The organism is Bradyrhizobium sp. GW821-FHT12B03 (assembly GCF_058807535.1).
In genome coordinates this window covers 133,766-157,323 of the sequence record NZ_JBXAQU010000005.1, presented here as the reverse complement: position 1 = coordinate 157,323, position 23,558 = coordinate 133,766, and the positions used below count along the sequence as shown (strand labels likewise).

23 protein-coding genes are annotated in these 23,558 nt (G+C 65.1%); 10 read left to right on the top strand and 13 right to left on the bottom strand.

Annotated elements, in window-relative coordinates; genetic code table 11:
* Positions 1-88: 88 nt before the first annotated feature.
* A complete protein-coding gene (locus tag AC1RUR_RS12350) occupies positions 89-1,474 on the top strand; it encodes a caspase family protein (RefSeq protein ID WP_492844227.1) in 1,386 nt (461 codons plus the stop codon).
* Here the strand turns inward: AC1RUR_RS12350 and AC1RUR_RS12345 are convergent.
* Positions 1,471-3,561 (bottom strand): molybdopterin oxidoreductase family protein, encoded by a 2,091-nt coding sequence (locus tag AC1RUR_RS12345; RefSeq protein WP_492844225.1) that lies wholly within the window; start codon positions 3,559-3,561, stop codon positions 1,471-1,473. The two genes, AC1RUR_RS12350 and AC1RUR_RS12345, sit on opposite strands and share 4 nt — an antisense overlap.
* Between AC1RUR_RS12345 and AC1RUR_RS12340 the strand changes: the two genes are divergently transcribed.
* From AC1RUR_RS12340 to AC1RUR_RS12320, 5 genes are all read left to right on the top strand, one after another.
* On the top strand, positions 3,560-3,727 hold the full coding sequence (locus AC1RUR_RS12340; RefSeq protein WP_162137412.1) for a hypothetical protein: 168 nt from the start codon (positions 3,560-3,562) through the stop codon (positions 3,725-3,727). The two genes, AC1RUR_RS12345 and AC1RUR_RS12340, sit on opposite strands and share 2 nt — an antisense overlap.
* Positions 3,728-3,795: 68 nt before the next feature.
* Positions 3,796-4,770: a tripartite tricarboxylate transporter substrate binding protein gene (locus tag AC1RUR_RS12335; RefSeq protein ID WP_492844223.1), complete on the top strand. Its 975-nt coding sequence runs from the start codon at positions 3,796-3,798 to the stop codon at positions 4,768-4,770.
* Between the two features lie 15 nt (positions 4,771-4,785).
* Positions 4,786-5,250 (top strand): (2Fe-2S)-binding protein, encoded by a 465-nt coding sequence (locus AC1RUR_RS12330; protein ID WP_492844221.1) that lies wholly within the window; start codon positions 4,786-4,788, stop codon positions 5,248-5,250.
* Positions 5,247-7,373, top strand: a complete 2,127-nt coding sequence (locus tag AC1RUR_RS12325) for a xanthine dehydrogenase family protein molybdopterin-binding subunit (RefSeq protein WP_492844219.1) — start codon at positions 5,247-5,249, stop codon at positions 7,371-7,373. Before AC1RUR_RS12330 ends, AC1RUR_RS12325 begins: the two co-directional genes overlap by 4 nt.
* On the top strand, positions 7,370-8,068 hold the full coding sequence (locus tag AC1RUR_RS12320; protein ID WP_492844218.1) for a molybdate ABC transporter substrate-binding protein: 699 nt from the start codon (positions 7,370-7,372) through the stop codon (positions 8,066-8,068). The genes AC1RUR_RS12325 and AC1RUR_RS12320 overlap by 4 nt, the downstream gene beginning before the upstream one ends.
* A gap of 322 nt (positions 8,069-8,390) precedes the next feature.
* On the opposite strand, the gene AC1RUR_RS12315 is transcribed toward AC1RUR_RS12320, so the two are convergent.
* The 5 genes from AC1RUR_RS12315 to AC1RUR_RS12295 all read right to left on the bottom strand — a co-directional run bounded on the left by AC1RUR_RS12315 (position 8,391) and on the right by AC1RUR_RS12295 (position 12,324).
* Positions 8,391-9,197, bottom strand: a complete 807-nt coding sequence (locus tag AC1RUR_RS12315) for an SDR family NAD(P)-dependent oxidoreductase (RefSeq protein WP_492844216.1) — start codon at positions 9,195-9,197, stop codon at positions 8,391-8,393.
* Positions 9,198-9,275: 78 nt separating this feature from the next.
* Complete coding sequence (locus AC1RUR_RS12310; RefSeq protein WP_492844214.1) at positions 9,276-10,568, bottom strand: TRAP transporter large permease; 1,293 nt, start codon at positions 10,566-10,568, stop codon at positions 9,276-9,278.
* Positions 10,559-11,107, bottom strand: a complete 549-nt coding sequence (locus AC1RUR_RS12305; RefSeq protein WP_492844212.1) for a TRAP transporter small permease — start codon at positions 11,105-11,107, stop codon at positions 10,559-10,561. The genes AC1RUR_RS12310 and AC1RUR_RS12305 overlap by 10 nt, the downstream gene beginning before the upstream one ends.
* Before the next feature lie 64 nt (positions 11,108-11,171).
* Positions 11,172-12,143 carry a TRAP transporter substrate-binding protein gene (locus tag AC1RUR_RS12300; protein ID WP_492844210.1) on the bottom strand — a complete coding sequence of 324 codons (972 nt, stop codon included), beginning with the start codon at positions 12,141-12,143 and terminating at the stop codon, positions 11,172-11,174.
* Between the two features lie 22 nt (positions 12,144-12,165).
* Positions 12,166-12,324, bottom strand: a complete 159-nt coding sequence (locus AC1RUR_RS12295; protein ID WP_492844208.1) for a hypothetical protein — start codon at positions 12,322-12,324, stop codon at positions 12,166-12,168.
* Between the two features lie 438 nt (positions 12,325-12,762).
* On the opposite strand from AC1RUR_RS12295, the gene AC1RUR_RS12290 reads away from it, so the two are divergent.
* Complete coding sequence (locus tag AC1RUR_RS12290) at positions 12,763-13,539, top strand: cyclase family protein (RefSeq protein WP_492844206.1); 777 nt, start codon at positions 12,763-12,765, stop codon at positions 13,537-13,539.
* Positions 13,540-13,549: 10 nt separating this feature from the next.
* On the opposite strand, the gene AC1RUR_RS12285 is transcribed toward AC1RUR_RS12290, so the two are convergent.
* A complete protein-coding gene (locus AC1RUR_RS12285; RefSeq protein WP_492844204.1) occupies positions 13,550-14,278 on the bottom strand; it encodes a Crp/Fnr family transcriptional regulator in 729 nt (242 codons plus the stop codon).
* Between the two features lie 504 nt (positions 14,279-14,782).
* Positions 14,783-15,496 carry a helix-turn-helix domain-containing protein gene (locus AC1RUR_RS12280; RefSeq protein ID WP_492844202.1) on the bottom strand — a complete coding sequence of 238 codons (714 nt, stop codon included), beginning with the start codon at positions 15,494-15,496 and terminating at the stop codon, positions 14,783-14,785.
* Positions 15,497-15,668: 172 nt separating this feature from the next.
* Between AC1RUR_RS12280 and AC1RUR_RS12275 the strand changes: the two genes are divergently transcribed.
* On the top strand, positions 15,669-15,986 hold the full coding sequence (locus AC1RUR_RS12275) for a c-type cytochrome (RefSeq protein WP_492844200.1): 318 nt from the start codon (positions 15,669-15,671) through the stop codon (positions 15,984-15,986).
* Positions 15,987-15,992: 6 nt separating this feature from the next.
* On the opposite strand, the gene AC1RUR_RS12270 is transcribed toward AC1RUR_RS12275, so the two are convergent.
* The 3 genes from AC1RUR_RS12270 to AC1RUR_RS12260 are packed head-to-tail and all read right to left on the bottom strand — an operon-like array spanning position 15,993 to position 19,006.
* Complete coding sequence (locus tag AC1RUR_RS12270) at positions 15,993-17,096, bottom strand: ABC-type transport auxiliary lipoprotein family protein (RefSeq protein ID WP_492844198.1); 1,104 nt, start codon at positions 17,094-17,096, stop codon at positions 15,993-15,995.
* 3 nt (positions 17,097-17,099) lie between these two features.
* Positions 17,100-17,867 carry an ABC transporter ATP-binding protein gene (locus AC1RUR_RS12265; protein WP_492844196.1) on the bottom strand — a complete coding sequence of 256 codons (768 nt, stop codon included), beginning with the start codon at positions 17,865-17,867 and terminating at the stop codon, positions 17,100-17,102.
* A gap of 2 nt (positions 17,868-17,869) precedes the next feature.
* Positions 17,870-19,006, bottom strand: a complete 1,137-nt coding sequence (locus tag AC1RUR_RS12260; protein ID WP_492844194.1) for an ABC transporter permease — start codon at positions 19,004-19,006, stop codon at positions 17,870-17,872.
* Positions 19,007-19,180: 174 nt separating this feature from the next.
* On the opposite strand from AC1RUR_RS12260, the gene AC1RUR_RS12255 reads away from it, so the two are divergent.
* A complete protein-coding gene (locus tag AC1RUR_RS12255; RefSeq protein ID WP_492844192.1) occupies positions 19,181-19,456 on the top strand; it encodes a hypothetical protein in 276 nt (91 codons plus the stop codon).
* Complete coding sequence (locus AC1RUR_RS12250; protein WP_492844190.1) at positions 19,457-19,942, top strand: phage holin family protein; 486 nt, start codon at positions 19,457-19,459, stop codon at positions 19,940-19,942.
* Positions 19,943-19,951: 9 nt separating this feature from the next.
* On the opposite strand, the gene AC1RUR_RS12245 is transcribed toward AC1RUR_RS12250, so the two are convergent.
* The gene (locus AC1RUR_RS12245) at positions 19,952-22,645 is read right to left on the bottom strand and encodes a bifunctional acetate--CoA ligase family protein/GNAT family N-acetyltransferase (RefSeq protein ID WP_492844188.1); all 2,694 of its coding nucleotides are present in this window, start codon (positions 22,643-22,645) and stop codon (positions 19,952-19,954) included.
* A 71-nt stretch (positions 22,646-22,716) separates the two neighbouring features.
* Entirely contained in the window at positions 22,717-23,550 is an 834-nt protein-coding gene (locus tag AC1RUR_RS12240; protein WP_492844186.1) for a universal stress protein, read from the bottom strand.
* Positions 23,551-23,558: the final 8 nt, after the last annotated feature.

Here is a 23,558-nt window from a genome sequence, read left to right as displayed (position 1 = left end):
GCGTGTGGGCGCAACTTCGCTTGCCGATTGAATTACCGGCCACGATCTCTATCCTGACCAGAGATTTTGATCACCGATGAGCCATTTCATGCGCACCACCATTGCATTGCTGCTGGCAGGCCTGATCGCGGTGTGCGGCGGCACCGCGGGCCGTGCGGCGGATGCGGAAAAACTCGCGCTGGTGATCGGCAACGCGAAATACCCCGACAACGAATTCGTGCTCAACGACGCCGCCAACGACGCGCAGGCCGTCGCCGACGAGTTGAAGCGCGCCGGCTTCATCGTCGACCGGCAGGCGAACCTCACGAGCGACGCGATGCGGCAGGCGCTGGATCGCTTCTATGCCCGCATCGAACGCGGCGCGGTCGCGCTGATCTTCTTCGACGGCTTCGGCATCCAGTCCAACCGGCAAACCTACCTGCTGCCCGTCGACGCGCAGATCTGGGCCGAACCCGACGTGTCGCGCGACGGCTTCAGCCTCGACACCATTCTCGCCGAAATGAACACACGCGGTGCCGCGATCAAGATTGCCCTGATCGACGCCTCCCGCCGCAACCCGTTCGAGCGGCGCTTCCGCCGCTATTCGGCCGGCCTTGCGCCGGCGATCGTGCCGAGCAATTCGCTGGTGCTCTATTCGACCGCGCTCGGCGCGGTCGCGCCGACCGGCAAGACCGATCGCAGCCTGTTCGTGGCCGAGCTGCTGCGCGAGATGCGCGCGCCGAACATCAGCGCCGAACAGGCGTTGACCAACACCAAGAACGGCGTGGTCGCCGCCACCAACCGGGAGCAGGTGCCGTGGCTGTCGTCCTCGCTGACGACGGAATTCTCGTTTGCCGGACTGGTGTCGCGACCGCCCGACGACAAGCCGTCCGACCAGGCACCGAGCAAGTCCGAACCGCAGAAAACGGCGCCGCAGAAGCCTGTCTGCGAAGTGCCGCAAGCAGAGCCTACCCCGAGTGCGGACGACCTCGCGAGAGACCCTGTCATCGCCGATCTCAGCCGCAAGATCGCGGCCAACGCCAACGATACCACCTCGCGCTACAAGCGCGGCCAGGTCTACGCGATCAAGCACGCCCACACGCTCGCCATGCAGGATTTTGACGCGGTGATCAGCCGCTCCCCCAGGGATGCACAAGCACTGAACAACCGCTGCTGGACACGCGCTGCGACCGGCGACCTGCAAGGCGCGCTCGCCGACTGCAATCTGGCGCTTCAGCTCGATCCCGGCTTGAGCGATGCCTTCGACAGCCGCGGGCTCGTCAACCTCAAGCTCGGCCGAACCGCGGACGCGATCAAGGACTACACCGACGCGATCCAGCGCAATCCGCGCTCCTCGTCCTCGCTGTTCGGCCGCGGCATCGCCACCCGCAAGAGCGGCGGCGACGGCGCGAACGACATCGCGCTGGCGAAATCCATGGATCCCAACATCGCGAAGGAGTTTGCGGGCTACGGCGTCACGGAGTGCACGCCTTAGGCAGCAGCCGCTTTCCTGATCCAGACCTTATTGTCGTGGAATGCAGCGCCGCCGATCGGCGCCACCGCTTCGGCACCCGTCAGCATGTTGATGCCGCGGCCGCCGACATGATTCTTGTTCGGATGAACGGACTCCGCGATCAGGACGCCGCGCCGCACGCCCTCGAACAAGGTCGCAATCAGCGTGGTCTCGCCGCGGGTGTTGCCGAGCGTCACGGCCTCGCCGTCGGCGATGCCGAGCGCGGCTGCGTCCAGCGGATGGATCATCACGCTCGCCTTGCCTTCACGCGCCTGCGAAGACGGCGTCTCGTTGAAGGTGGTGTTGAGGAAGCTGCGCGAGGGGCTGGTGGCAAGCCGGAACGGATGGGTCTGGTCGGCGTGCTCGATCACCGCCCAGTGGTCCGGCAACGACGGCATCCGGTCGACGTCGCCCATCGTCTGGCCGAACGGCGGATGAGCCCAGTCCGCCTTGAAGTGAAACTTCTTGTCGGCATGGCCAAAGCCGTCGAGATAATGCGAGGTGCGGAAATCCGGTTGCAGGTCGCGCCAGAGGTCGGCTTCGAGGCCGGCGATGTCGCCGTGGTTACTGAGCTTCAGCGTCGCGTCGATCAGTTCGCGCGGCGTCATCTCGAAACCCTGATGGCTGGCGCCAAGCCGCGACGCCAGCGCCTGCAACACCTGGTGGTTGGACCGGCATTCGCCGGGCGGATCGATCAGCTTGGGTCCGACCGAGATGTGCTGGTGGCCGCCGCCGTAATAGAGGTCGTCGTGCTCCATGAACATGGTCGCCGGCAGCACGATGTCGGCCATCTGCGCCGTCTCGGTCATGAACTGCTCGTGTACCGCCACGAACAGATCCTCGCGCGCAAAGCCCTGCCGGACCAGCGCCTGCTCCGGCGCCACCGTCATCGGATTGGTGTTCTGGATCAGCATCGCCTTGACCGGCCCCTTGCCGAGCAGGGCCTCGGCATCGCCGGTGAGGATGCGGCCGATCTTCGACTGATCGAGGGCGCGCGTGGTCTGGTCGATCGCGTCGTGGCCCTCGATGATGGCTTCGTTGAAGTGCCACAGCGCATAATTGTTGAAGAAGGCGCCGCCGCCTTCATACTGCCAGGCGCCGGTCACCGCGGGAATGCACAGCGCCGCATGCATCTGCGTCGCGCCGTTGCGCGAGCGGGTGAAGCCGTAGCCGAGCCGGAAGAAGGTCCGCTGGGTCTCGCCGACCGCTTTCGCAAAGGCCTCGATCTCCGCCACGGGCACGCCGCAGATCGCGGAGGCCCATTCGGGCGTGCGCGTCGTCAGATGCGCCTCGAGCTCGGCGGGGCAGTCGGTGTATTTGTCCATATAGGCGCGGTCGGCATAGCCGTCGCGAAACAGGACATGCATGACGCCGCAGGCAAAGGCGCCGTCGGTGCCGGGCCGCAGCAGGATCTTGATATCAGCCTGCTTCATGGTCTCGTTGTCGTAGATATCGACGGCCGCAATCCTGGCGCCGCGCTCCTTGCGCGCCCGCGCGGCGTGCGTCATCACGTTGACCTGGGTGTTGACGGGGTTGGTGCCCCAGATCACGACGAGGTCGGACAGCGCCATCTCGCGCGGATCGACGCCGGCGATCTTGCCGGTGCCGATCGCAAAGCCGATCCGGCCGACATTGGCGCAGATCGTCTGATAGAAGCGCGAATATTTCTTCACATGCGTGAGGCGGTTGAGGCCGTCGCGCATCACCAGCCCCATCGTGCCGGCGTAGTAATAGGGCCAGATCGATTCTGCGCCGAACTCGCGCTCGGCCTCGTTGAAGCGATGCCCGATCTCGTCCAGCGCCTCGTCCCAGGAGATGCGCGCGAACTGGCCGGAGCCCTTCGCGCCCGTTCGGCGCATCGGATACATCAGCCTCTCGGGATGATGGATGCGCTCGGCATAGCGGGCGACCTTGGCGCAGACAACGCCGGCCGTATAGGTCTGCTTTTTCGAACCGCGGACACGGCCAATGCTGCGGCCCTCGATCACCTCGACATCGAGGGCGCAGGCCGAGGGGCAATCATGCGGACAGGTCGAATGGCGGATTTCGATCTTGGCGTGCTGGTTCATGACCAAATTCGTAACACCAAAATACCAGCCCGCCGAGCGCATTTATCCGACAATGCCCATGCGATTTGCTCAAATCGAACGCGCCGCCGGTTCCGGCCAGAACCGCGAAAGGCGGCGCGGCCACACCGAAAACAGGCTGATATTCCCGATACGATCGACTTTGTGAGGCGTCGACAGCCCGCGTCCCCTGCCGCTAGAGTACCTGCCAACAAAAACGACATCAGGGAGGTGGGCATGACAGCCCGAAGATTTGTGCTGGCGCTGATGGCCAGCCTGCCCGCCGCATTCGCCGCAGCCCCCTCCTCCGCGCAAGATTATCCCAACCACGCCGTCCGGATCGTCGTCCCGTTCGGCGCCGGCGGGCCGGCCGACGTCGCGGCCCGGCTGATCGGCAGCGCGCTCCAGGAGAGCTTCGGCCAGCCCTTCGTGATCGAGAACCGCACCGGCGCGGGCGGCGTCATCGGCACGGTCGAAGCGGCGAAGTCGCCGGCCGACGGCTATACGCTGTTGATGATGTCCAACACCCAGACCGCGAATGAATCGTTGCTGACGCCGGACCAACGCAAATACGAGCTGATGCGCGACCTCGCGCCGATCGCGCCGGTGAACTATTCCGATCTGGTCATCGTGGTGAACCCGCAAGTCCCGGCCAAGACGCTGCAGGAGTTCATCGCACTCGCCAAATCGCAACCGGGCAAGCTGAATTACGCCTCCTCCGGCCAGGGCACGCCCTATCACATGGCCGGCGAGCTGTTCAAAGCGATGGCCGGCATCAACGTCGTCCACGTGCCCTACCGCAACAGCGGCGAAGCGCGCAGCGGCGTGATCGGCGGACAGGTGCAGATGATGATCGACGCGGTGACGGCGATGGCGCCGAACGTCGCCGAGAACCAGGTCCGCGCGCTCGCCACCACCGGCAAGCAGCGCTCAACGGTGCTGCCGAACGTGCCGACCGCCGGCGAAGCCGGCGTGGCAGGCTATGAAGCGACGATCTGGCTCGGCCTGATGGCACCAGCCGGCACGCCAAAGCCCGTCATCGACAAGCTCAATGCCGCCGTAAACGCAATGGTGAAGCGACCCGACATCATAAAACTCTGGACCGCGCAGGGTGCCGTGCCCATGTCGATGACGCCGGAGGAATTCGACAAGTTCCTGCGCGGCGACATCGAGAAATGGGCCGACGTCGTCAAGAAGTTCGACAAATCCTGAGGCCGTAGATCGCGAATGCCGACCATTCAATTCCAGCTCAACGGCGCGGCCGTGGATGCGGATGCAGATCACACGCTGCTCGATGTGCTGCGCGGCCGGCTCGGCGTCACCGGACCGCATTTCGGTTGCGGCGCCGGTGAGTGCGGGGCCTGTCATGTCATGGTCGGCGACCGGGCGATGGCCTCCTGCGACATGCCGATGTGGTCGGTCGCCGGCAAGGACGTCGTCACGATCGAAGGCCTCGGCACGGCAGAGCACCCACATCCGCTGCAACGCGCCTTCATCTCCGAACAGGCGATGCAGTGCGGCTATTGCGTCTCGGGAATCCTGATCAGCGCGGCGGCGCTGCTGAAGCGCAATCCGTCGCCGACCGAGACTGAGGTCAGAGCAGCGCTCGACCGCAACCTGTGCCGCTGCGGATCGCATAACCGCATGGTTCGCGCTGTGCTGCGCGCGGCCTCGGAGATAGCCGCCTTATGACGCCCCCTGCGCCGAAACTGCCGGTCAGCCTCGCGGCCAATCCGAGACTGTCGTCCTGGGTGCGGTTCACCGGCGACGGCCATGTCGCGATCTCGCCCGGCAAGGTCGAGATCGGCCAGGGCATCGTCACGGCGCTGGCCCAGATCGCGGCGGACGAGCTCGACGTCGATATCTCCAGGGTCGAGATGATCCGCGCCTCGACCGCGACCAGCCCGAACGAAGGCGTTACCTCCGGCAGCTTGTCGATCCAGCAATCCGGCCGCGCGCTGCGACACGTTTGCGCCGAGGTACGCCAGCGCTTCCTCGTCGCGGCGTCAGAACGCCTCGGCGTCGATGCATCGCTGCTCGATATCGATGACGGCACGATCTCGGGGCCCGGTAATGTCAGGACCAGCTACTGGGAGCTGGCGGGCGACGTCTCGCTCGACCACGACGCCAGCGCCGGCGTGGCGGCGAAGACCGTTGCCAGGCGTGCCGTCGCCGGGCATTCCGTCCAGCGCGTCGACATTCCCGACAAGGTGTTCGCGCGGCCGCGTTTCATCCACGACCATGCGCTGCCGGACCTGTTGCACGGCCGCGTGCTGCGGCCGGACCTCTCGGGCGCCAAATTGACCGCGTTGGATGAGGCGGCCGCGCGCACCGTTCCGGGCCTCGTCGCGATCACTCGCGACGGCGGTTTCGCCGGCGTGGTCGCCGACAGCGAGTTGGCGGCGGAAGCCGCGCTGAATGCCCTGCGCAAGGGCGCGACATGGACGGCCGGCGAGCCGCTGCCCGACGAAAACGATCTGGCGGGCCTCCTGAAGAGCCAACCGGTCGAGACGACCGTCATCGACACCAGAACGGCGGTATCGACACAGAAAGCCGCGCGCACGCTCCGCCGGCAATACATCCGTCCCTATATCGCACACGCCTCGATCGCGCCGTCCTGCGCCATGGCACAATGGGACGGCGATTGCGTGCACGTCTGGACGCATAGCCAGGGCGTCTATCTGCTGCGCGCCGATCTCGCGATCGTGCTCAAGCTGCCGGCCGAAAACATCGTCGTCGAGCATATGGAGGGCGCCGGGTGCTACGGGCACAATGCGGCCGACGACGTCGCGCTCGATGCCGTGCTGCTGGCGAAAGCAGCCGGTGGCCGTCCGGTCCGGGCGCAATGGTCGCGCCACGACGAGATGTCCCACGCACCGTTCGGCGCGGCGATGGCGATCGAGATCGAAGCCGATCTCGACGCCGGCAACGAGATCATCGGCTGGCGCCACGCGATCTGGAGCAACGGCCACGCGGCGCGGCCGGGGCGTGCGGCGCAGCCGGCGCTGCTTGCGGCAACCGAGATCGCGACCCCCTACCCGCGCATGATCTCGTCCAATCCACCGGCGGCCAATGGCGGCGGCGGTGACCGCAACTCCGTTCCGCTCTATGACCTGCCGGCGTGGACGATTACGAGCCACCGGTTGCTGACGATGCCGGTGCGCACCTCGGCGCTGCGGACCCTGGGCGCGCAGGGCAATGTGTTCGCGATCGAATCGCTGCTCGATGAGATCGCCGTCTTGCGCGGCGAGGACCCGATCGCGTTCCGCCTGCGTCATCTGCGGGACCAGCGAGCGAAGGAGGTCATCCGCGCTGCGGCGCGACGCGCGGCGTGGAAGCCCGAGAAGCGAACCGGTGTCGGCCATGGCGTCGGCTTCGCGCGCTACAAGAACACGGGGGCCTATTGCGCCGCGATTGCCGAGATCGAAGGCACCGACGACATCCGCGTCAAGCGGCTGACGCTCGCGGTCGATGTCGGCGAGGCCATCAATCCCGACGGCGTGATCAATCAGATCGAGGGCGGCGCGATCCAGGCGACGAGTTGGGTGCTGAAGGAACGCGTCCGCTTCGACCGGTCGCGCATCACATCGACGTCCTGGACCGACTATCCGATCCTGACCTTCAGCGAGGTGCCAGCGGTGGATGTCGAGATCATCCAGCGGCCGGAGATCGAGCCGGTTGGCGCCGGCGAGGCCGCCCACGGCCCGGTGACGGCGGCAATCGCGAATGCGGTGTTCGACTGCCTCGGCGTGCGCGTGCGCGACCTGCCGATCACGCGCGACAGGATTATCGCAGCCATGGAGCTTGCATCGTGACGACAGTGAATATTTTGAGCGGCGGCGCGGCACAAGGCCTGGTACGCGGCCTCAGCGAGGCCTTCAAGGCGCAAACCGGCTTCGGGATCGACGGTGAATTCGGCGCGGTCGGTATCATGGCCGACAAGCTGCGCGCGGGCACGCCGGCCGACCTCGTCATCCTGACGCAGGCTCTCCTTGCAAAGCTCGCCGAGGAAAAGCTCGTCGTCCCCTCCTCGATCACGGATGTCGGCCGAGTCGAGACCGCCCTGGCGGTCCGGAGCCGCGATCCCAAGGTGACGGTGAAGACCGAGGCTGATTTCCGAGACGTGTTGCGCTCCGCCGACGCCATCTACGTTCCCGACACCAGGGCGTCGACGGCGGGACAGCATGTCGCAAACGTCCTCGACCGGCTCGGCATCGCCTATGAGGTCGCATCGCGTCTCAAGATCTTTCCGAACGGCGCGATCGCGATGCGAGAGCTTGCGTCGTCCACCGCGCAGAGGCCGATCGGCTGCACCCAGGCCACCGAGATCATCGCGACCGATGGCATCGCGCTATCAGGATCGCTACCGCCGGGCTGCGAGCTGGTAACGATGTACACGGCCGGCGTGCCCGCGCGCGCCGCGCATCCAAAGGAGGCGGCGGCGCTGATCGCGCTGCTGACCGGCGCAGACCGAAAGGAGTTGCGCCAGCGCGCGGGATTTAGCGGCTGATGACCGTAACAACGGAGGTGCGCTCCCTCTCCCGCTAGCGGGCAGGGAATCGCATATGGCGTGCACGATGTGGCGGCACCGGCGGTGAGCTCCCTCCCCCGCGTGCGGGGGAGGGTTGGGGTGAGGGCTGTCTCCACAATGGGAATGTCGAGAATTGCGGAGGGAATCCCCAAATGGTGAGAGCCCTCACCCGCCACGCTCGGGATGATGCTGCGCATCGCCCGGGGCGCGTCGGCCTCTCCCGCAAGCGGGAGAGGCCGAGCAAGCCCGCGGCCAATCGACCCAACCTAAAGCCATTTCGCTTTAGGCGCCGGTAGTCGTCCTATTTGTGCAATTGGGTAAGACCGGTCGGGGGGCCGTCAATCGCGGTCCAGCCGCCATCGACGAACAGCGTGCTGCCGCTGACATAGCTCGCGGCGTCCGAGGCGAGATAGGCGACGGCGGTGGCGACCTCGTCGGCGCTGCTCCAGCGATTGAACACGGTGTGGCCGGCGTAGAGATTGTAGATGTCGGGGCGCTGCTTGAACGGGCCGGTCAACGCGGTCTCGGCGATGCTCGGCGCGATCGCGTTGACGCGGACGCCGGCATGGCCGACCTCGGAGGCAAAGCCCTTCACCAGCAGGCCGATCGCGGCCTTGGTCGAGCCGTAGACGCCAAGGCCGGGTTCGATGGTCACAGCGCGCACCGAGGAGCAGGCGATGATGCTACCGCCCTTCTGCGCGACCATGATGCGACCGAAGGCCTGGAAGAACCAGACCGTGCCCTTGACGTTGAGGTTGAGGACGCGGTCGAGATCCTCCTCGGTGTAGTCGAGGATGGTCTTGCGGATGTTCAGCCCGGGCGTCGTCACGGCGATGTCGAGCCGCGGAAATTTCTGCATCACGGTTTTGGCGAGCGCATTGACGTCGGCAGCATTCGCGGCGTCACATGCGGCCGCCTCGGCCCAGCCGCCCTTGTCGCGAATGCCGGCGGCGGTCGCTTCCGCTGCGTCAAGCGCACGATCGGCGCAGACGACACGGGCGCCGAGCCCGGCCAGCGCCTCGGCCGACGATTTGCCGATGCCCGAGGCGGCACCCAGCACCACGGCGGTCTTGCCGGTGAGATCGAAGAGCTTGCGATAGTCGGTCACGGACGGATTCTCCCTGTTGCTGTGACGCAAACTACGCAAGCTCGCTTCGCCGGCCAAGTGCCGGCGCACGCACGGCAGCTATCCCTTGTATCCCATCAGCAAACGCGGCAGCCACAGCGAGAACGCGGGAACGTAAGTGACGAACATCAGCGCCGCGATCAGCGCGGCATAGAACGGCAGGATGGTGCGCATCACCGCGCCCACCGAGATGCCGCCGATGGCGCAGCCGACGAACTGCGTCGTTCCGACCGGCGGTGTGTTCAGACCCAGGGCGCAGTTGATCAGCATCAGCATGCCGAACTGCACCGGATCCATGCCCGCCTTCATCGCGATCGGCAGGAAGATCGGGGTGCAGATCAGGATCGTCGCCGCCATGTCCATGAACGTGCCGAGCACGAACAGGATGACATTGATGAGAAGGAAGATGACCCAGGGTTGCGAGGACACCTTGCTCATCAGGTCGCCGGCGAAATCGGCGACCTCGTAGAGCCCCATCAGATACTGGAACATGGTGGAGACGCCGATCAGCAGCAGCACCACGCCCGTCGTCTTCACCGCCTTGGCGGCGGCGCGCAGGAAGTTCGGCAAGGTCATGGTGCGGTAGATGAAGAACGTCAGCAGGATCGTGTAGGTGACCGCGACGGCCGCGGATTCGGTTGCGGTGAAGACGCCGGACAGGATGCCCGCCAGGATGATGCCGACGATCAGCAGGCCAGGCAGCGCGGCCGCGAACGAGCGGAAGACCTCGGGCCAACCCGGGAACTTGCCTGAGGGATAGCCGCGCTTCACCGCGACCGCGTAAGCGGCAACCAGCATGCACACCATCAGCACGAGCGCCGGCAGGAGGCCGGCGGCGATCAGCGCGCCGATCGACACCTTGCCGCCGGCGGCGAGCGCATAGATGATCATGTTGTGGCTGGTCGGCATCAAGGCTCCGACCAGCGAGGCGTGAGTGGTGACGTTGACGGCGTAGTCGGTGTCGAACCCTTCCTTTTTCATCATCGGGATCATCACCGCGCCCATCGCCGACACGTCGGCCACCGGCGAGCCGGAGACGCCGCCGAACAGCGTGCAGGCCACCACGTTCGACATGCCGAGCCCGCCGCGGATGTGTCCGACCAGATTCTTGGCGAGCTGCACGATCTTGTCGGCGACGCCGCCATGCAGCATCAGCTCACCGCTGAACACGAAGAACGGAATGGCGAGGAACGAGAAGATGTTCATCCCCGACATCATCTGCTGGAAGATGACGGCCACCGGCAGGCCTTCATAGAGAATGGTGCAGATCGCCGAGAGCCCGATCGCGAAGGCGACCGGCACGCCGAGGATCAGGAAGCCGAAGAAGGAGGCGCCGAGGATGATCAGTTCCATGAGGGGACGACCTCTTCGCCGCGCAGGAGAGCAATGATGTGCTCGATTGAAAAGGAGACGATCAGGACGCCGGAGGCGATCAGCGGGACGTAGCGGATGACCTCGGGAAGGCCGAGATTGGGAATCTTCACGGTGCCGACCGATGCCCCGAGGATCCAGCCGTTATAGGCCATCGCAATGCCGAACATTGCGACCAGAACATGGATCACGAGCTCGATCTTCTCCCGCACATGATCCGGAAGCATCACCAGCAGGCTGTCCATGCCGATGTGCCCGGCATCGCGCACGCCGACGGCGGCGCCGATCAGCGTGACGTACAGGATCAGGACCAGCGCAAGGTTCTCGGTCCAGGTCGGGCTGGAATTGAGCACGTAACGTCCGAACACCTGGTAGAAGACGATGGTGACGATGACCAGCAGGCCGGTCACGGACAGGTACATGCCCGCGCGTGCGACGGGCGCGTTGATCCGCGACAGCAAGCCGGTGGACGGGCGTCCGGCGACGTCCTGCTCGTGGCTTGCGACGTGTGGGTCTGTCATCCCGCGTCTCCTTGGCAAAGGTCCGGTGTCACCTCGCGGCGACGCCGGACCCGACGCTATGGTCTTACTTCGTGTCCTGGATGCGCTTGACGAGGCTCTGCAGCTTCTCGTCGCCGGCAAACTTCTGGTACACCGGCTTCATCGCGTCGACGAATTCCGCCTTGTTGGCGATGGTCACGACCTGAACGCCGGCCGCCTCGACGGTCTTGCGGGACGCCTGCTCACGCTCGTCCCAGAGCTTGCGCATGACGGGCACCGATTCCTTGGCCGCCTTGCGGATCATCGCCTGATCCTCCTTGCTCAGCGTGTCCCAGACCTTCTTGGACATCACGAGGACTTCGGGCGCCAGGGAGTGCTCGGTGATGTTGTAGAACTTGGCGGCCTCGAAATGGCGCGAGGACTCGTAGGAGGGCCAGTTGTTCTCGGCAGCGTCCACCAGACCGGTCTTGAGCGCGGTATAGACCTCGCCATACGGCATCGGCGTCGGGTTGGCTCCGAGGCTCTGGATCATGCCGACCCACAGGTCCGATTGCTGGACGCGGATCTTCAGGCCCTTGAGATCCGCGAGCGACTTGACCGGGGCCTTGACGGTGTAGATGGAGCGGGCGCCGCTGTCGTAATAGGCAAGACCGACCAGTCCCGCCGGCTCCATGGCCGCCAGGATATCGTCGCCGATCGGCCCGTCGAGCACGGTGCGCATGTGCTGCGTGTCGCGGAAGACGAAGGGCAGGCACAGCGCGATGGTCTCGGGCACGAAATTGTTGAGCGGCGATGCGTTGATCCGCATCATGTCGAGCGCGCCGATCTTGAGTTGCTCGATGGTGTCCTTTTCCGAGCCCAGGGCCCCGTTGGGAAACACCTTCACGCCGAGCTTGCCGCCGCTCGCCGTCGCGAGCTGCTTGCCCATGAACTTGACGGCCTCGACGGTCGGATAATCGGCAGGGTGGATGTCGGCGGAGCGGAAATCGCGTGCGGTCGCCAGCGGCGCTGAGACTGCCAGCACAGCGGCTGCGATGATACCGGTGAGTGTCTTCATCTGGGCTTTCCTCCTGATTTGATTATGTCGTTGTCGGGCAGATGCTGCGCGCCGCCTTGGGTCGCTCCACTTCAGGTGTAAAGTCAAGCGTTACAAACGCACCACCTTGGTAGGATTGCGCGGCGGAGTCGAGCGGATATGACCGGTTGATGATCGCTGTCCCGGAAAGCGCGGCGTTCATCGCGCCCTCTCCGGCAGGCACCTGCACGACAGATGCCGGCCCTGTAATCGCCCCTCGCCGTCGGCCAATGCCGGATCCCAGGTGACGATGCTCGTCGTATCCATGGACGTTCCTCTCGTTTTGCGTTCGGCCGCTATTGGTTGCGGCTTGGAGGTGCGGACGAGACGGTCGCCCCATCCTTTGTGCTTTGTGCGATGCGCGCTGCATCAGCGCGATGTCGCCAATCTCGTCCCTAGGGCCGGCGGCATTCTGAGTCCAAGCCAAATCCGGCATCGATCAATGCTGGAGTTGCATCGATCGATCACGATCGCTCCGAGAGGGCCATCGGCGAATGGCTACGATATTTCCGAAGAAGCGCACCGGCGCGTTACTTGACGCCACCGGTGCAGCTCCCACAAAATGCCCCTAAACAGACCGGAACATGCCGAGGGAATGCCCATGCCGCGGACGCTGATCGATATTTCCGTGCCGCTCAGAAACGACGTCACGGCCGATCCGCCGGGCAATCACCCGACGATCCAGTACATCGATCACCAGCAGGGGCTGCCGCGCATGCTCCAGTTCTTCGACGGCCTCAAGGCGCAGGACCTGCCGGACGGTCAGGGCTGGGCCGTCGAACAGGTCTCATTGTCGACTCACAACGGCACGCATCTCGATGCGCCCTGGCACTTCCACCCGACCATGAATCGCGGCGAGCGGTCATGGACGATCGACGAGGTGCCGCTGGAATGGTGCCTTCAGCCCGGCGTGAAACTCGACTTCCGTCATCTGCCCGATGGTTATGTCGTGACCGCCGAGGACGTCGAGACGGAGCTCAGGCGCATCGGCCATATGCTGTCGCCGCTGGAGATCGTCGTGGTCAACACCAGCGCCGGCGCCAAATTCGGCCAGGCCGACTACGTCAATTCCGGCTGCGGCATGGGTTACGGGGCCACCATGTATCTGCTCGAGCGCGGCGTGCGGCTCACCGGCACCGACGGCTGGAGCTGGGACGCCCCATTCGTCTACACCGCGAAGAGATATGCCGAGACAAGGGATGCCGGCCTGATCTGGGAAGGCCACAAGGCGGGACGGCACATCGGCTATTGCCATCTCGAGAAGCTGCACAATCTGAATCAATTGCCTTCGACCGGATTCACGGTCTCATGCTTTCCGGTGAAGATCGAACGCGCCTCGGCGGGCTGGACCCGCGCGGTCGCCATCATCGACGATTAGCTGCGCGCCGTCATTCGCCGTCGAGGCCGCTCTCGGCGAGATCGCGCAGCGCGTCGGTGTCGAGCACGACGATGGCCCCGTGCTCGAGACGAACCCAGTTGCGTCCGGCCCAGGCGCGCAATTGCTTGTTGATGCTCTCGCGCGTCATCCCCACCATCTCGCTGATCTCCTGCTGGGTGATGGCGAGCGTGCCGCTGCCGGAATCGAACTTGCGCTCTTCGGTGAGACCGAGCAGCGCGCTCGCAAGCCGGCCCGGCAGATTTTGCAGGATGACCTGCTCGACCTGCTGGCTGGTCCAGCGCAGGCGCGCGCAGAGCAGCTCGATGAATTTCATCGCCAGCGCCGGCTGACTCTTCACGAAGGGGAGAAAGTCCCGGCGGTCGATGATGTAGAGCTCGCAATTGGTGTTGGCGGTCGCATCCGCCGAACGCGGCGCGCCGTCGAGAACCGCGATCTCGCCAAAGATTTCTCCAGGGCCGATGAGATTGAGAATGGCATTCCGTCCATCGGGCGACGAAGAGGATATCTTCACCGTCCCCGTGATCACCGCGAACAGATTGTTGCCGGGATCGCCCTTGGCGGCGATCGTCGCACCGCGCTTCACGGTGGTGTGCTTGGCGTAGCGGCAGAGCTGATCGAGCGCCTCCGGCTCCAGATCCGCGAAGATCGGGTGCTTGCGCAGGACCGATAATTTGTTGCCCGCTGCTTGTCGGGGATCGCCGGTCTTGTCCTGAGGCACGCCGCTGGGCTCCTAAGACTGCGAGGCACTGGAGTTCCTGCGTAGTCAGTGTTAGCGGGCTTTTCAACCGGAAAGCATGCATGCGTGCTTTTAGGCAAATGCGGCGGACATGGCCCCGCCCGGCGCCAAGCCGGCATCCAAAGGATGCGCCAGTGCGCCCGGTCGATGCAGAGTTGCAGGCACCGCACGTCGCGATTGCGTTCAGGCGCTGCCGGACAGCCAAGAACCGGCCGGGCGAGCGCCGGCGGTTGCACGTCAGATGAGACTTCCGATCAGGAGCTTCAGCGCCTCGAATCGGAGTCGAGCCGGCCTGAGCTGGTTTGTCGGTCCGCCCACGCCAGAGCTGCGGCGAAAGTGACGAAGATCGCCACGACGACAATGGTCATCAGCAACGCGTCAGCGGGCATCATGCTCCTCCCGGGATCGTTTGAGGGGCATTATTTGCCGCGGCCAGCCGGCGTCATTGATCCGGATCAAACATCCGAGAGCGCTGTGGGAAGCCGGTCAGGCCGCGGCCAGGGCCTCGACTCGTGCCGGGTCGAGCAGGCTGATCCCGCCGGGAATGATCGCGATCGCGCCGTGACGCTCCAGCTTGGTGAAGGTGCGACTGACGGTTTCGATGGTCAGGCCGAGATAATCGGCGATGTCCTGGCGGCTCATCGGAAGTGGAACCGTGTCGGACGGCCCCCTGAGCGCGAGCAGCCGCTCGCGCCAGCCGAGCAGAAAGGCCGCGACCTTCTCGTCCGCCGAGCGGCGGCCGAGAAGGACCATGTGGTCGCGCGCCTGGCTCAACTCGCGAATGGCCAGCTCGTTGATCCGCCTGAGCAGCTGCGGCCGCTCCTCGATGAAGCGCCCGAACGGCACCTTCGCGAACTGGCACACGGTCACCACACCGATTGCATCCGCCGAAAAATTGTGACGGCCGGACAGATTCATCCCGAGGAAATCGCCGGGCAAGGCAAAGCCCACGATCTGCCGTCGGCCGTCGGGCAGCAGCTTGTACAGCCGCATGACGCCTGCGAGGACGTTGTAGAACGAGGTCGTGATGTCCTCCTCGGAGAACACCGTCTCGCCCGAGGCAAAATGGACACGGCGTCCGAGATGCTCGAATTCCCTGAGCTCGGCCGCATCCAGCGACGAACAAACCGCCGATGTGCGTACGGCACAATCGTTGCAAAAATGCCCGTTCGGCTCAATCGTGACCACGGAAGGCTTCATGCACCGCTCCCAGCGTCGGTCCAGCTCCGCCCCCCGGCCGAGTCCGCCACGCACGCTTGCATTTTACTGCACTGTCACAAATGCGATTGACCCAGATCAATCCTGACCGACCTGCCCCCTCTATTCTGCGCCAGAAGCTCTGCGCCGAGAGTTCGACGGGACCCCGCCTTCCATGTTTCAGCACGCCCTCCGCCAGGGCCTGATTGGCCTCTTCCTGATCACGCCTGCGCTGGCGGCCCCGACCGCCGAACAACGCGGCAAGACCTTTGCGCGGGCCAATTGCGCGCGCTGCCACGCGATCGACCGCGTCTCGCAGAGTCCGCTCAAGATCGCGCCTCCGCTGCGCACCCTGCACCGGCGTTATCCGATCGAGAGCCTGGGCGAGGCGCTGGCCGAAGGCATCTATACGGGGCATGCCGACATGCCCGCCTTCGAGCTCAATCCGGACCAGATCCACGACCTGCTGTCCTTCCTGAAGACGCTGGAATAGCCGGCTTCACACCGCCTGCACCGTCCAGCCGATCAGTTCCTTGGCAATGCGGGCAAAGGCCACATCGAACGCTGCGACCGCAGCGGCCGGCTCGACCTTGTCGAGCTTCTCGCTGGTCTCGACGAGGCGGGACGCAACCACCTTGCCGTTCTTGTCGACGATCCGCGCCGACAGCCCGATCTCGACCCTTCTCTCGCCGTCGGTCGCAATCCGGAAGCGCCTGATATCGATCAGGAGCTGGTAATCCGCCTGCCCGAGATCGCTCGTGCGCAACGGCGCATGGGCGATGTCGTAGTTCTCGAAACTGTCGATCAGCCGCGCCTGCACCAGCTTCGGAATGCTGTCGGCCCAGAGGAAATCGGCAAAGCCGGGATTATCCCCGCTCGGCGCAAACAGCATGCGCTGGGTCTGGAGCATCGCGACCGCCGTCGGCTCGGGAATGGCCAGCGACGCCGAGAGCGTCTTGCCGGCCGGTCCGAGATTTTGGGGGGTACGCAGGTCATAGGTGACCTTTTGCGCGGGCGTCCCGCCGCCGGTCATCTTCTCGAGGCCCGCCAGGATGCCGTCGAGCTTGCCGGTGTTGCGCGCGAGCCCGTCGGAGAACGTCTTGAAATTCGCGATGGTGTCCTTCAGCGGGCCGGAATTGTCCTCCAGCACCGAATCCACCCGCCGCAGCGCATCACGCGCCGCCTGCGTCATGCTCTGGCCTGCGCCGGCCTCGGCAATCAAGGTGAGAGGCTCGCTGGACTTGGCGACGATCATGCCGCCCTCCAACGTCACCACCGGCACGCCGGTCAGCCCCTGGAACTCGAGCCCGACCTTGGTGTCGGTGCGCACCGGCGTGGCCGATGCGACCGAGATCGTCGCATTGACGAAACGCGGATTGTCCGGCGCCAGCCCGAGCTGGGTCACCTCGCCGACACGGATGCCGTTGAACAGCACGCCGGCGCCGACCAGCAACCCCGGCACCGGTCCCTGGAATTGCACGCGATAGCTCGCGCGCGGCCCGATGCCGCCGGTGTTGTTCAGCCAATAGACGAAGCCGAACACCGCGAGGATCGCAGCCAGCACGAAGGTGCCGATCAGCACGTAGGGAGCGCGGGTTTCCATGTCTCATCTCATCTCGTGTTGCAGCATCTGCGAGCGCTTGCCGTGGAAATAAGCGCGCACCCAGGGATGCTCGGATTGCAGCAGTTCGCGCATCGGGCCGATCGCGACGATCTTGCCGTCGGCGAGCGCGGCGACGCGGTCGCAGACCGTGGTCAGGCTCGCAAGATCATGGGTGACCATGAACACGGTCAGTCCCAGGGTTCTTTGCAGGGTCCTGATCAGCGCGTCGAAATCGCCGGCAGCGATCGGATCGAGGCCAGAGGTCGGCTCGTCCAGGAACAGAATCGGCGGATCAAGTGCAAGCGCGCGCGCCAGCGCCACGCGCTTGGTCATGCCGCCCGACAGCTCCGCCGGATATTTGTCGGCGTCCTGCGCCCGCAATCCGACCATTTCGAGCTTGGCGATCGCGATCTCGTCCATCAGTTCCTGCGACAGGACGAGATTTTCGCGCAGCGGAAACTGGACGTTCTGCCGGACCGTCAGCGAGGAGAACAGCGCGCCCTGCTGGAACAGGATGCCCCATGTCGTGGCCGCGCCTTTCGTGAGGCCGCCGGTTGACTGGCCCATGACCTCGATCGTCCCGCTTCGGCGTGGAATGAGGCCGATGATGGTTCGCATCAGAACCGACTTGCCGCCGCCGGATGCTCCTACCAGCCCGAGGATCTCGCCCCGACGGACGTCGAGCGACAGCTGGTCGAGCACGGTCTGGCGACCGAAGCCGACCACGAGATCGCGGACGCAGATCGCGAATTCCTCCTGCGATTCGCCCATCGTCACATTCCGATCGAGGCGAAGAAGATCGCGAACAGGCCGTCGAGCACGATCACCAGGAAGATCGACTTCACCACTGACGTCGTGGTCTGCCGTCCCAGCGACTCGGCGCTGCCCTTGACACGCAACCCCTCACTGCAGGCGACGATCCCGATCACCAGCGCCATGAACGGCGCCTTGAGGATGCCCACCTCGAAATGGGTGACGGAAATGGCCTCGTGCAGCCGCGCGATGTAGATCGACGGTCCCATGTCGCCGTAGAACTGCGCGACCAGGCCGCCGCCATAGAGCGCCGCGATCGATCCGATGAAGGCGAGGATCGGCAACGCGATGACCAGCGCCGCGACGCGCGGCAGGATCAGGACGTCGACGGGATCGAGCCCCATGGTCGAGAGCGCATCGATCTCCTCGCGCATCTTCATCGAGCCGAGCTCGGCGGTGTAGGCGCTCCCCGAGCGTCCCGCGACCATGATGGCGACGATCAGAACGCCGAGCTCGCGCAGCACCAGGATGCCGACCATGTCGACCGTGTAGGACTCCGCGCCGAACCTGCGGAAATGGAAGAATCCCTGCTGGGCGATGATGGCGCCGATCAGGAAGGTGATCAGCACGACGATGGGAATCGCCTGCCACCCGATGCGATAGAGCTGATAGACCAGCGAGGTCAGCCGCAGCGATCGCGGCCGGCGCAGCACGCCGATCGCGGCCATGAACAAGGCACCCAGCATCTGCAGGAAGATCGCGATGTCTTCGCGCGCACCGACCGTGGACTTGCCGAGATCCCCGAACCTGAGCAGGACCGGATTTGGCGCGGCCGCCGGCGCCGGCGTGTGGCGATTGACCTGGCGCACCTCGTCCATCAGACCGCTGAAATGGTCGGCGACACCGACGAATTCAGCCGATCTGCCTGACGAGGCGGCCCTGCGCGACAGCTTCTCCAGGACCCAGGCGCCGAGCGTGTCGAGCGCGCTGACGCCCGACATATCCAGCGTGACGGCCCTGGATCGATCGAGATCCGCCCCGACCGAACGGGACAGCGTTTCGAGCGCCGTCACATTCGCTGCGGTCCAGGGCCCTTCCGGGCGCAATTTCAGCACTTCGCCGGACGGCGTTGCCAGCAACAGCGGTTGGGAGTTCACGCTTCCACCTCATCGGGACAATTGGTCCCCATTCAGCCGCCAGTTCTAGGCCAGCATGTGGCGGCGGGATTGACCTGTCTCAAGAGCATGACCGCGCCCGCCCCTTGACGCAAATCAAGCGCGGTCGTGCCGGCGGACCTTAGGTTCGCTCCATTCAATGGAGAGATCAAATCCATGTTCGACAGCGACAGGATGAGCGAAGAACTGCGGACGTTGAAGGTGGACGTCACGCGCCTGCTGAGCACGGCCGGTGAAGAGATGTTCGAGAGCTCGAAGGACCGTGCCGAGGCACTGGCCGACCAGATCAAGGCCGCGCTTGCCGAGCTCGGCGAGACCGTCAGCGACGAGCAGGAGCAGCTTGAGGGCCTCATTGCGGAGCGCCCGATGACGTCACTCGCCTCCGCTTTCGCGCTCGGCGTCGTCGTCGGATTCATGCTGAGGAGACACTAGGTGAATACCGAGAATGTCGTCAAACACCTGCGCGTGCTGTGGCGCACCGACAGGATCATCGCGGACATCAGGCTGCGCCATCTGCTGGTGGGTCTCGGCCTGCGCGCCTTCGCGGCATTGATCGCGGCGTTCGGGCTCCTGATGCTGGAGCTGTCGGCCTATTTCGCGCTGGTGCAGATCTGGAGCGCCATCGCGGCGGCGGCCATTCTCGGCGCGGTCAATTTCGCCATCGCGGCGATTCTCTTCGTCATCGCCAGCCGTGCTCCGTCCGGCCGCGACATCGAGCTCGCCAACGAAATCCACGGCGCATCCATCGAGGCCCTTCAGCTCGAGGCGCGCGCGCTCCAGGCCCAAGTGTCGGGCGCGGTGCATCACCCGCTCAGCACGATTGTGCCGGTTCTGGTGCCGCTGATCGCGATCATCGTCAAGAGCCTGCGGAAGACGACCAAGGAGAGTGCCGCAACCTCGGCCGAAGCGCGCTCCTGACCAGCACGCTCAGAGCTTCAGCCGAACGTCGCAGATATCCGGCTCGGTCGGATCCGGCTTGACCTCGAAACCGAGCTGCCGGCACATTTCGAGCATCACGGTGTTCTCCTGGAGCACGTCGCCCGATATGGCCTTCAGCCCTTCGGACCTCGCATAGTCGATGATCAGCTGCATCAGGGCCCATCCGAGCCCCCTGCCCTTGAGATCGGACCGCAGCAGGATCGCGTATTCGCCGCTCTCGTAGATCGAGTCCGAATGGAGCCGGACCACACCGACCATCTCGCCGGTCGCCTCGTCGAACGCGATGAAAGCCATCGCGCGCGCGTAATCGAGCTGGGTCAGGCGCGCGATGAATTCGTGGGTGAACTCCTTCATCGGCGCAAAGAAGCGCAGGCGAAGGTCGTGAGGCGTCACATGACGCAGGAACTCATGGATGGTCGGCTCGTCGTCGGGGCGCAACGGCCGCGCGAAAATGCGCCAATCGTCCTTGAGCTTGAGGCGGCGCTCCCACTGCGAGGGATAGGCGCGAACGGCGAAATTGGCGGGGCCTGAGCCGGCAAATTTCCGCTGCGAAGGTCCCACCGCGACACGGGCGTCGACTGCCGTCACCCCGGTCTCATCCGCGAGCAGCGGGTTGATGTCGAATTCGCGGATTTCGGGGATGTCAGCGGCCATTTGCGCCAGCTTGACCAGCACCATGGCGACGGCGTCCTGCTTGACGGCAGGTACGTCCCGATAGGCCTTCAGCAACCGTGACACGCGCGTGCGCTCGATCAGGTCACGTGCCAATTGCAGATCCAGCGGTGGCAGCGCCAGCGCCCTGTCATTGATGATCTCGACCGCCGTTCCGCCCCGGCCGAAGACCACGACGGTGCCGAAGGTGGGATCGTCGGCAAGACCGAGGATCAGCTCGCGCGCCTTCGCCTTCACGACCATCGCCTGCACGATGACGCCGCCGATGCGGGCCTCCGGACGCAGCTTCTTCGCACGGGCGAGAATATCGGCGGTAGCCGCACGCACGGCTTCCGGATTTGTCAGGTTGAGCACGACGCCGCCGACATCGGATTTGTGGACGATGTCGCGCGACATGATCTTCAGCACGACAGTCCCGCCTTGCGCAAATATCTCGTTCGCGTAGGCCACGGCCTGCTCGACGTCCTCAGCTGCGTAGGTCGGCACCATCGCGATGTCGTAGGCTTCGAGCAGGTGCTTGATCTCGACAGGCTCGAGCCATTTGCGGCCATCGGCGATGGCTGCGGCGACGATCTGCTTCGCAGCCCGGGCGTCAGGCACGAACGTGTCGGGCATCGCGGGGGGAACCTGGCTCAGTTCCTCGACCACTTCGCGGTGCCGGACCAGATGCATGAAGCCGCGCACCGCATCGTCCTCGGTCGGGTAGTTCGGAATGCCCGCGCCGGAGAGCGTCTGGATGATCGGCTGAGTGGCCCCGATCCAGGCGGCAAGCACCGGCTTTGCCCAACTTCGGTGCTGCGCGCGATATTTGCCGACGAGTTCCGTCACGGTCGTCGCGATGTCGGAAGCCGAGGCGATCGCCGTCTGCACATTGAGGACGAGAACTGCGTCATTATCGGGGTCGGCGAGCAGCACCTCGAGCGCCGCCGCGTAGCGCGATGCATCGGCATCGCCCACGATGTCGACGGGATTTGCGCCGGACCAGGTCGGCGGCAGCACGGCATCGAGTTTCTTGCGGGCATCCACCGAGATGGACGCGGGAATTCCGCCCAGGTCGACCAAGCGATCGACGGCAAGAACGCCGATGCCGCCGCCATTGGTCAGGATGGCGAGGCGCTTTCCGGTCGGCGATTCGACCCGGCCGAGCGTTTCGGCGCAGTCGAACAGCTCGCGTAGATCGGAGACCCGCAGGACGCCCGCACGGCGGAACGCCGCGTCGTAGACGGCATCGGCGCCCGCGAGCGCGCCCGTATGGGTCGCGGCCGCCTTCGCGCCCTGCGCCATGCGGCCGGACTTCACCACGACGACCGGCTTGACGCGCGCCGCGGCGCGCGCCGCCGACATGAATTTACGCGCGTCCTTGATGGCCTCGATATAGAGCAGGATCGCGCGGGTCTTGTGATCCATCGCGAAATAATCGAGCAAATCGGCAATATCGACGTCGATCTGATCGCCGATCGAGACGATGCCGGAGAAGCCGACGCCGCGCTGCGCGGCCCAGTCCACCATGCCGGCGGCGATCGCGCCGGATTGCGAAATCAGCGCGAGATTGCCCGCGCCCGGCATGTGCGCGGCAAAGCTGGCATTGAGGCTCACCCCGGGCATCATGATGCCGAGACAGTTCGGCCCGATCAGCCGCATGCCGTATTTGCGGGCCGCGGTGACCGCGGCCTCATGCAGCGATCCCGGGCCATGACCAAGCCCGGCCGAGACGATCAGCGCGCCCGCCGAGCCCAGCCGCCCGGCCTGGTCGATGATGCCGGGAACCTCTCGTGCCGGCGCGGTGATGACCACGAGCTCGGGCACGAATGAAAGTTTATCGAGGGTGCTCACCGCGGCGACGCCGCCGATCTCGGCATGACGCGGATTGACGAGGCCGAACTGTCCCGTGAACTCAGCCTTGTGAATGTTCTCCAGAACGGCCCGCCCCACGGAGACCGGACGGGCGCTCGCCCCGACAAGCGCAACTGAACGCGGCGACAGCAGATTCTTCAGGCGATAGGTTGACATGAAAGCAAATGCGCCCCGTCGGTCGCGGTTCCGATGGATGAAAGGTCAGGCCGGAAAAGCTGGCAGCGAGCCTAGTGCGAGATCATAACCCAGCACGGTGGCTGGCCTATGACGGTCTTGGTCACACCGCCCCAGACGATCTCGTTCAGCCGCGAATGATGATAGGCGCCCATCACGATCGCATCGATGGCATGGGAATTTGCCAAGCTTCCGAGCACCTTGCCGATCGAGCTGCCGCTGCCCTTCGCCGTTTCGAACGAGGCGTAGACACCGTGTTCCCTCAGATGGCTGATGAGGGCAGTTCCGGATTGCTCGATCGCATCGGTCTTGTCGTCGGCTACGGTCACCACGCGGACCGAGGCGGCCGCCTGAAGGATCGGCAGCGCGTCGCCGACCGCCCGCGCCGCGCGCGCGGAATGATCCCAGGCGATCATGACGTTCTCGAATTCCGGACGCAGCACGTCCACGTGCTGTTCCGGGCACAGCAGCAGCGGCCGCCCGGATTCGAACAGGAATGTCTCGATGATGTGCTCCGTTCGGCTGTCATGCGGCTTCACAGGGATCAGCGTGAGATCGCTGAAACGCGCATGTTCGGCCAGGATCGACGCGATCTGGTCCTCCGGCACTTTGGCCGAACGGCTTTGACTGCGAATGTTGACGCGGGAGGCCGCACCAGTGAATGCATTCAGGAGGAGCTGCGTATCGCTCACCGCGCCATCGGACGCGACGGAATCCGCATCATCCGGGAGCATCACCTTCGGGCGCACGAAGACATCTTCCTCCAGCGCAAGTGCGGTGATCCTGGCGCCGAGGTCGGCGGCGACGGCCACGCATTTCTCGATCGCGGCGAGGGCCGGCCCGCGCGGCTGGCCGACAAGCGGCAGAAAGACGTCCTTGATGGGCATCGGGAATC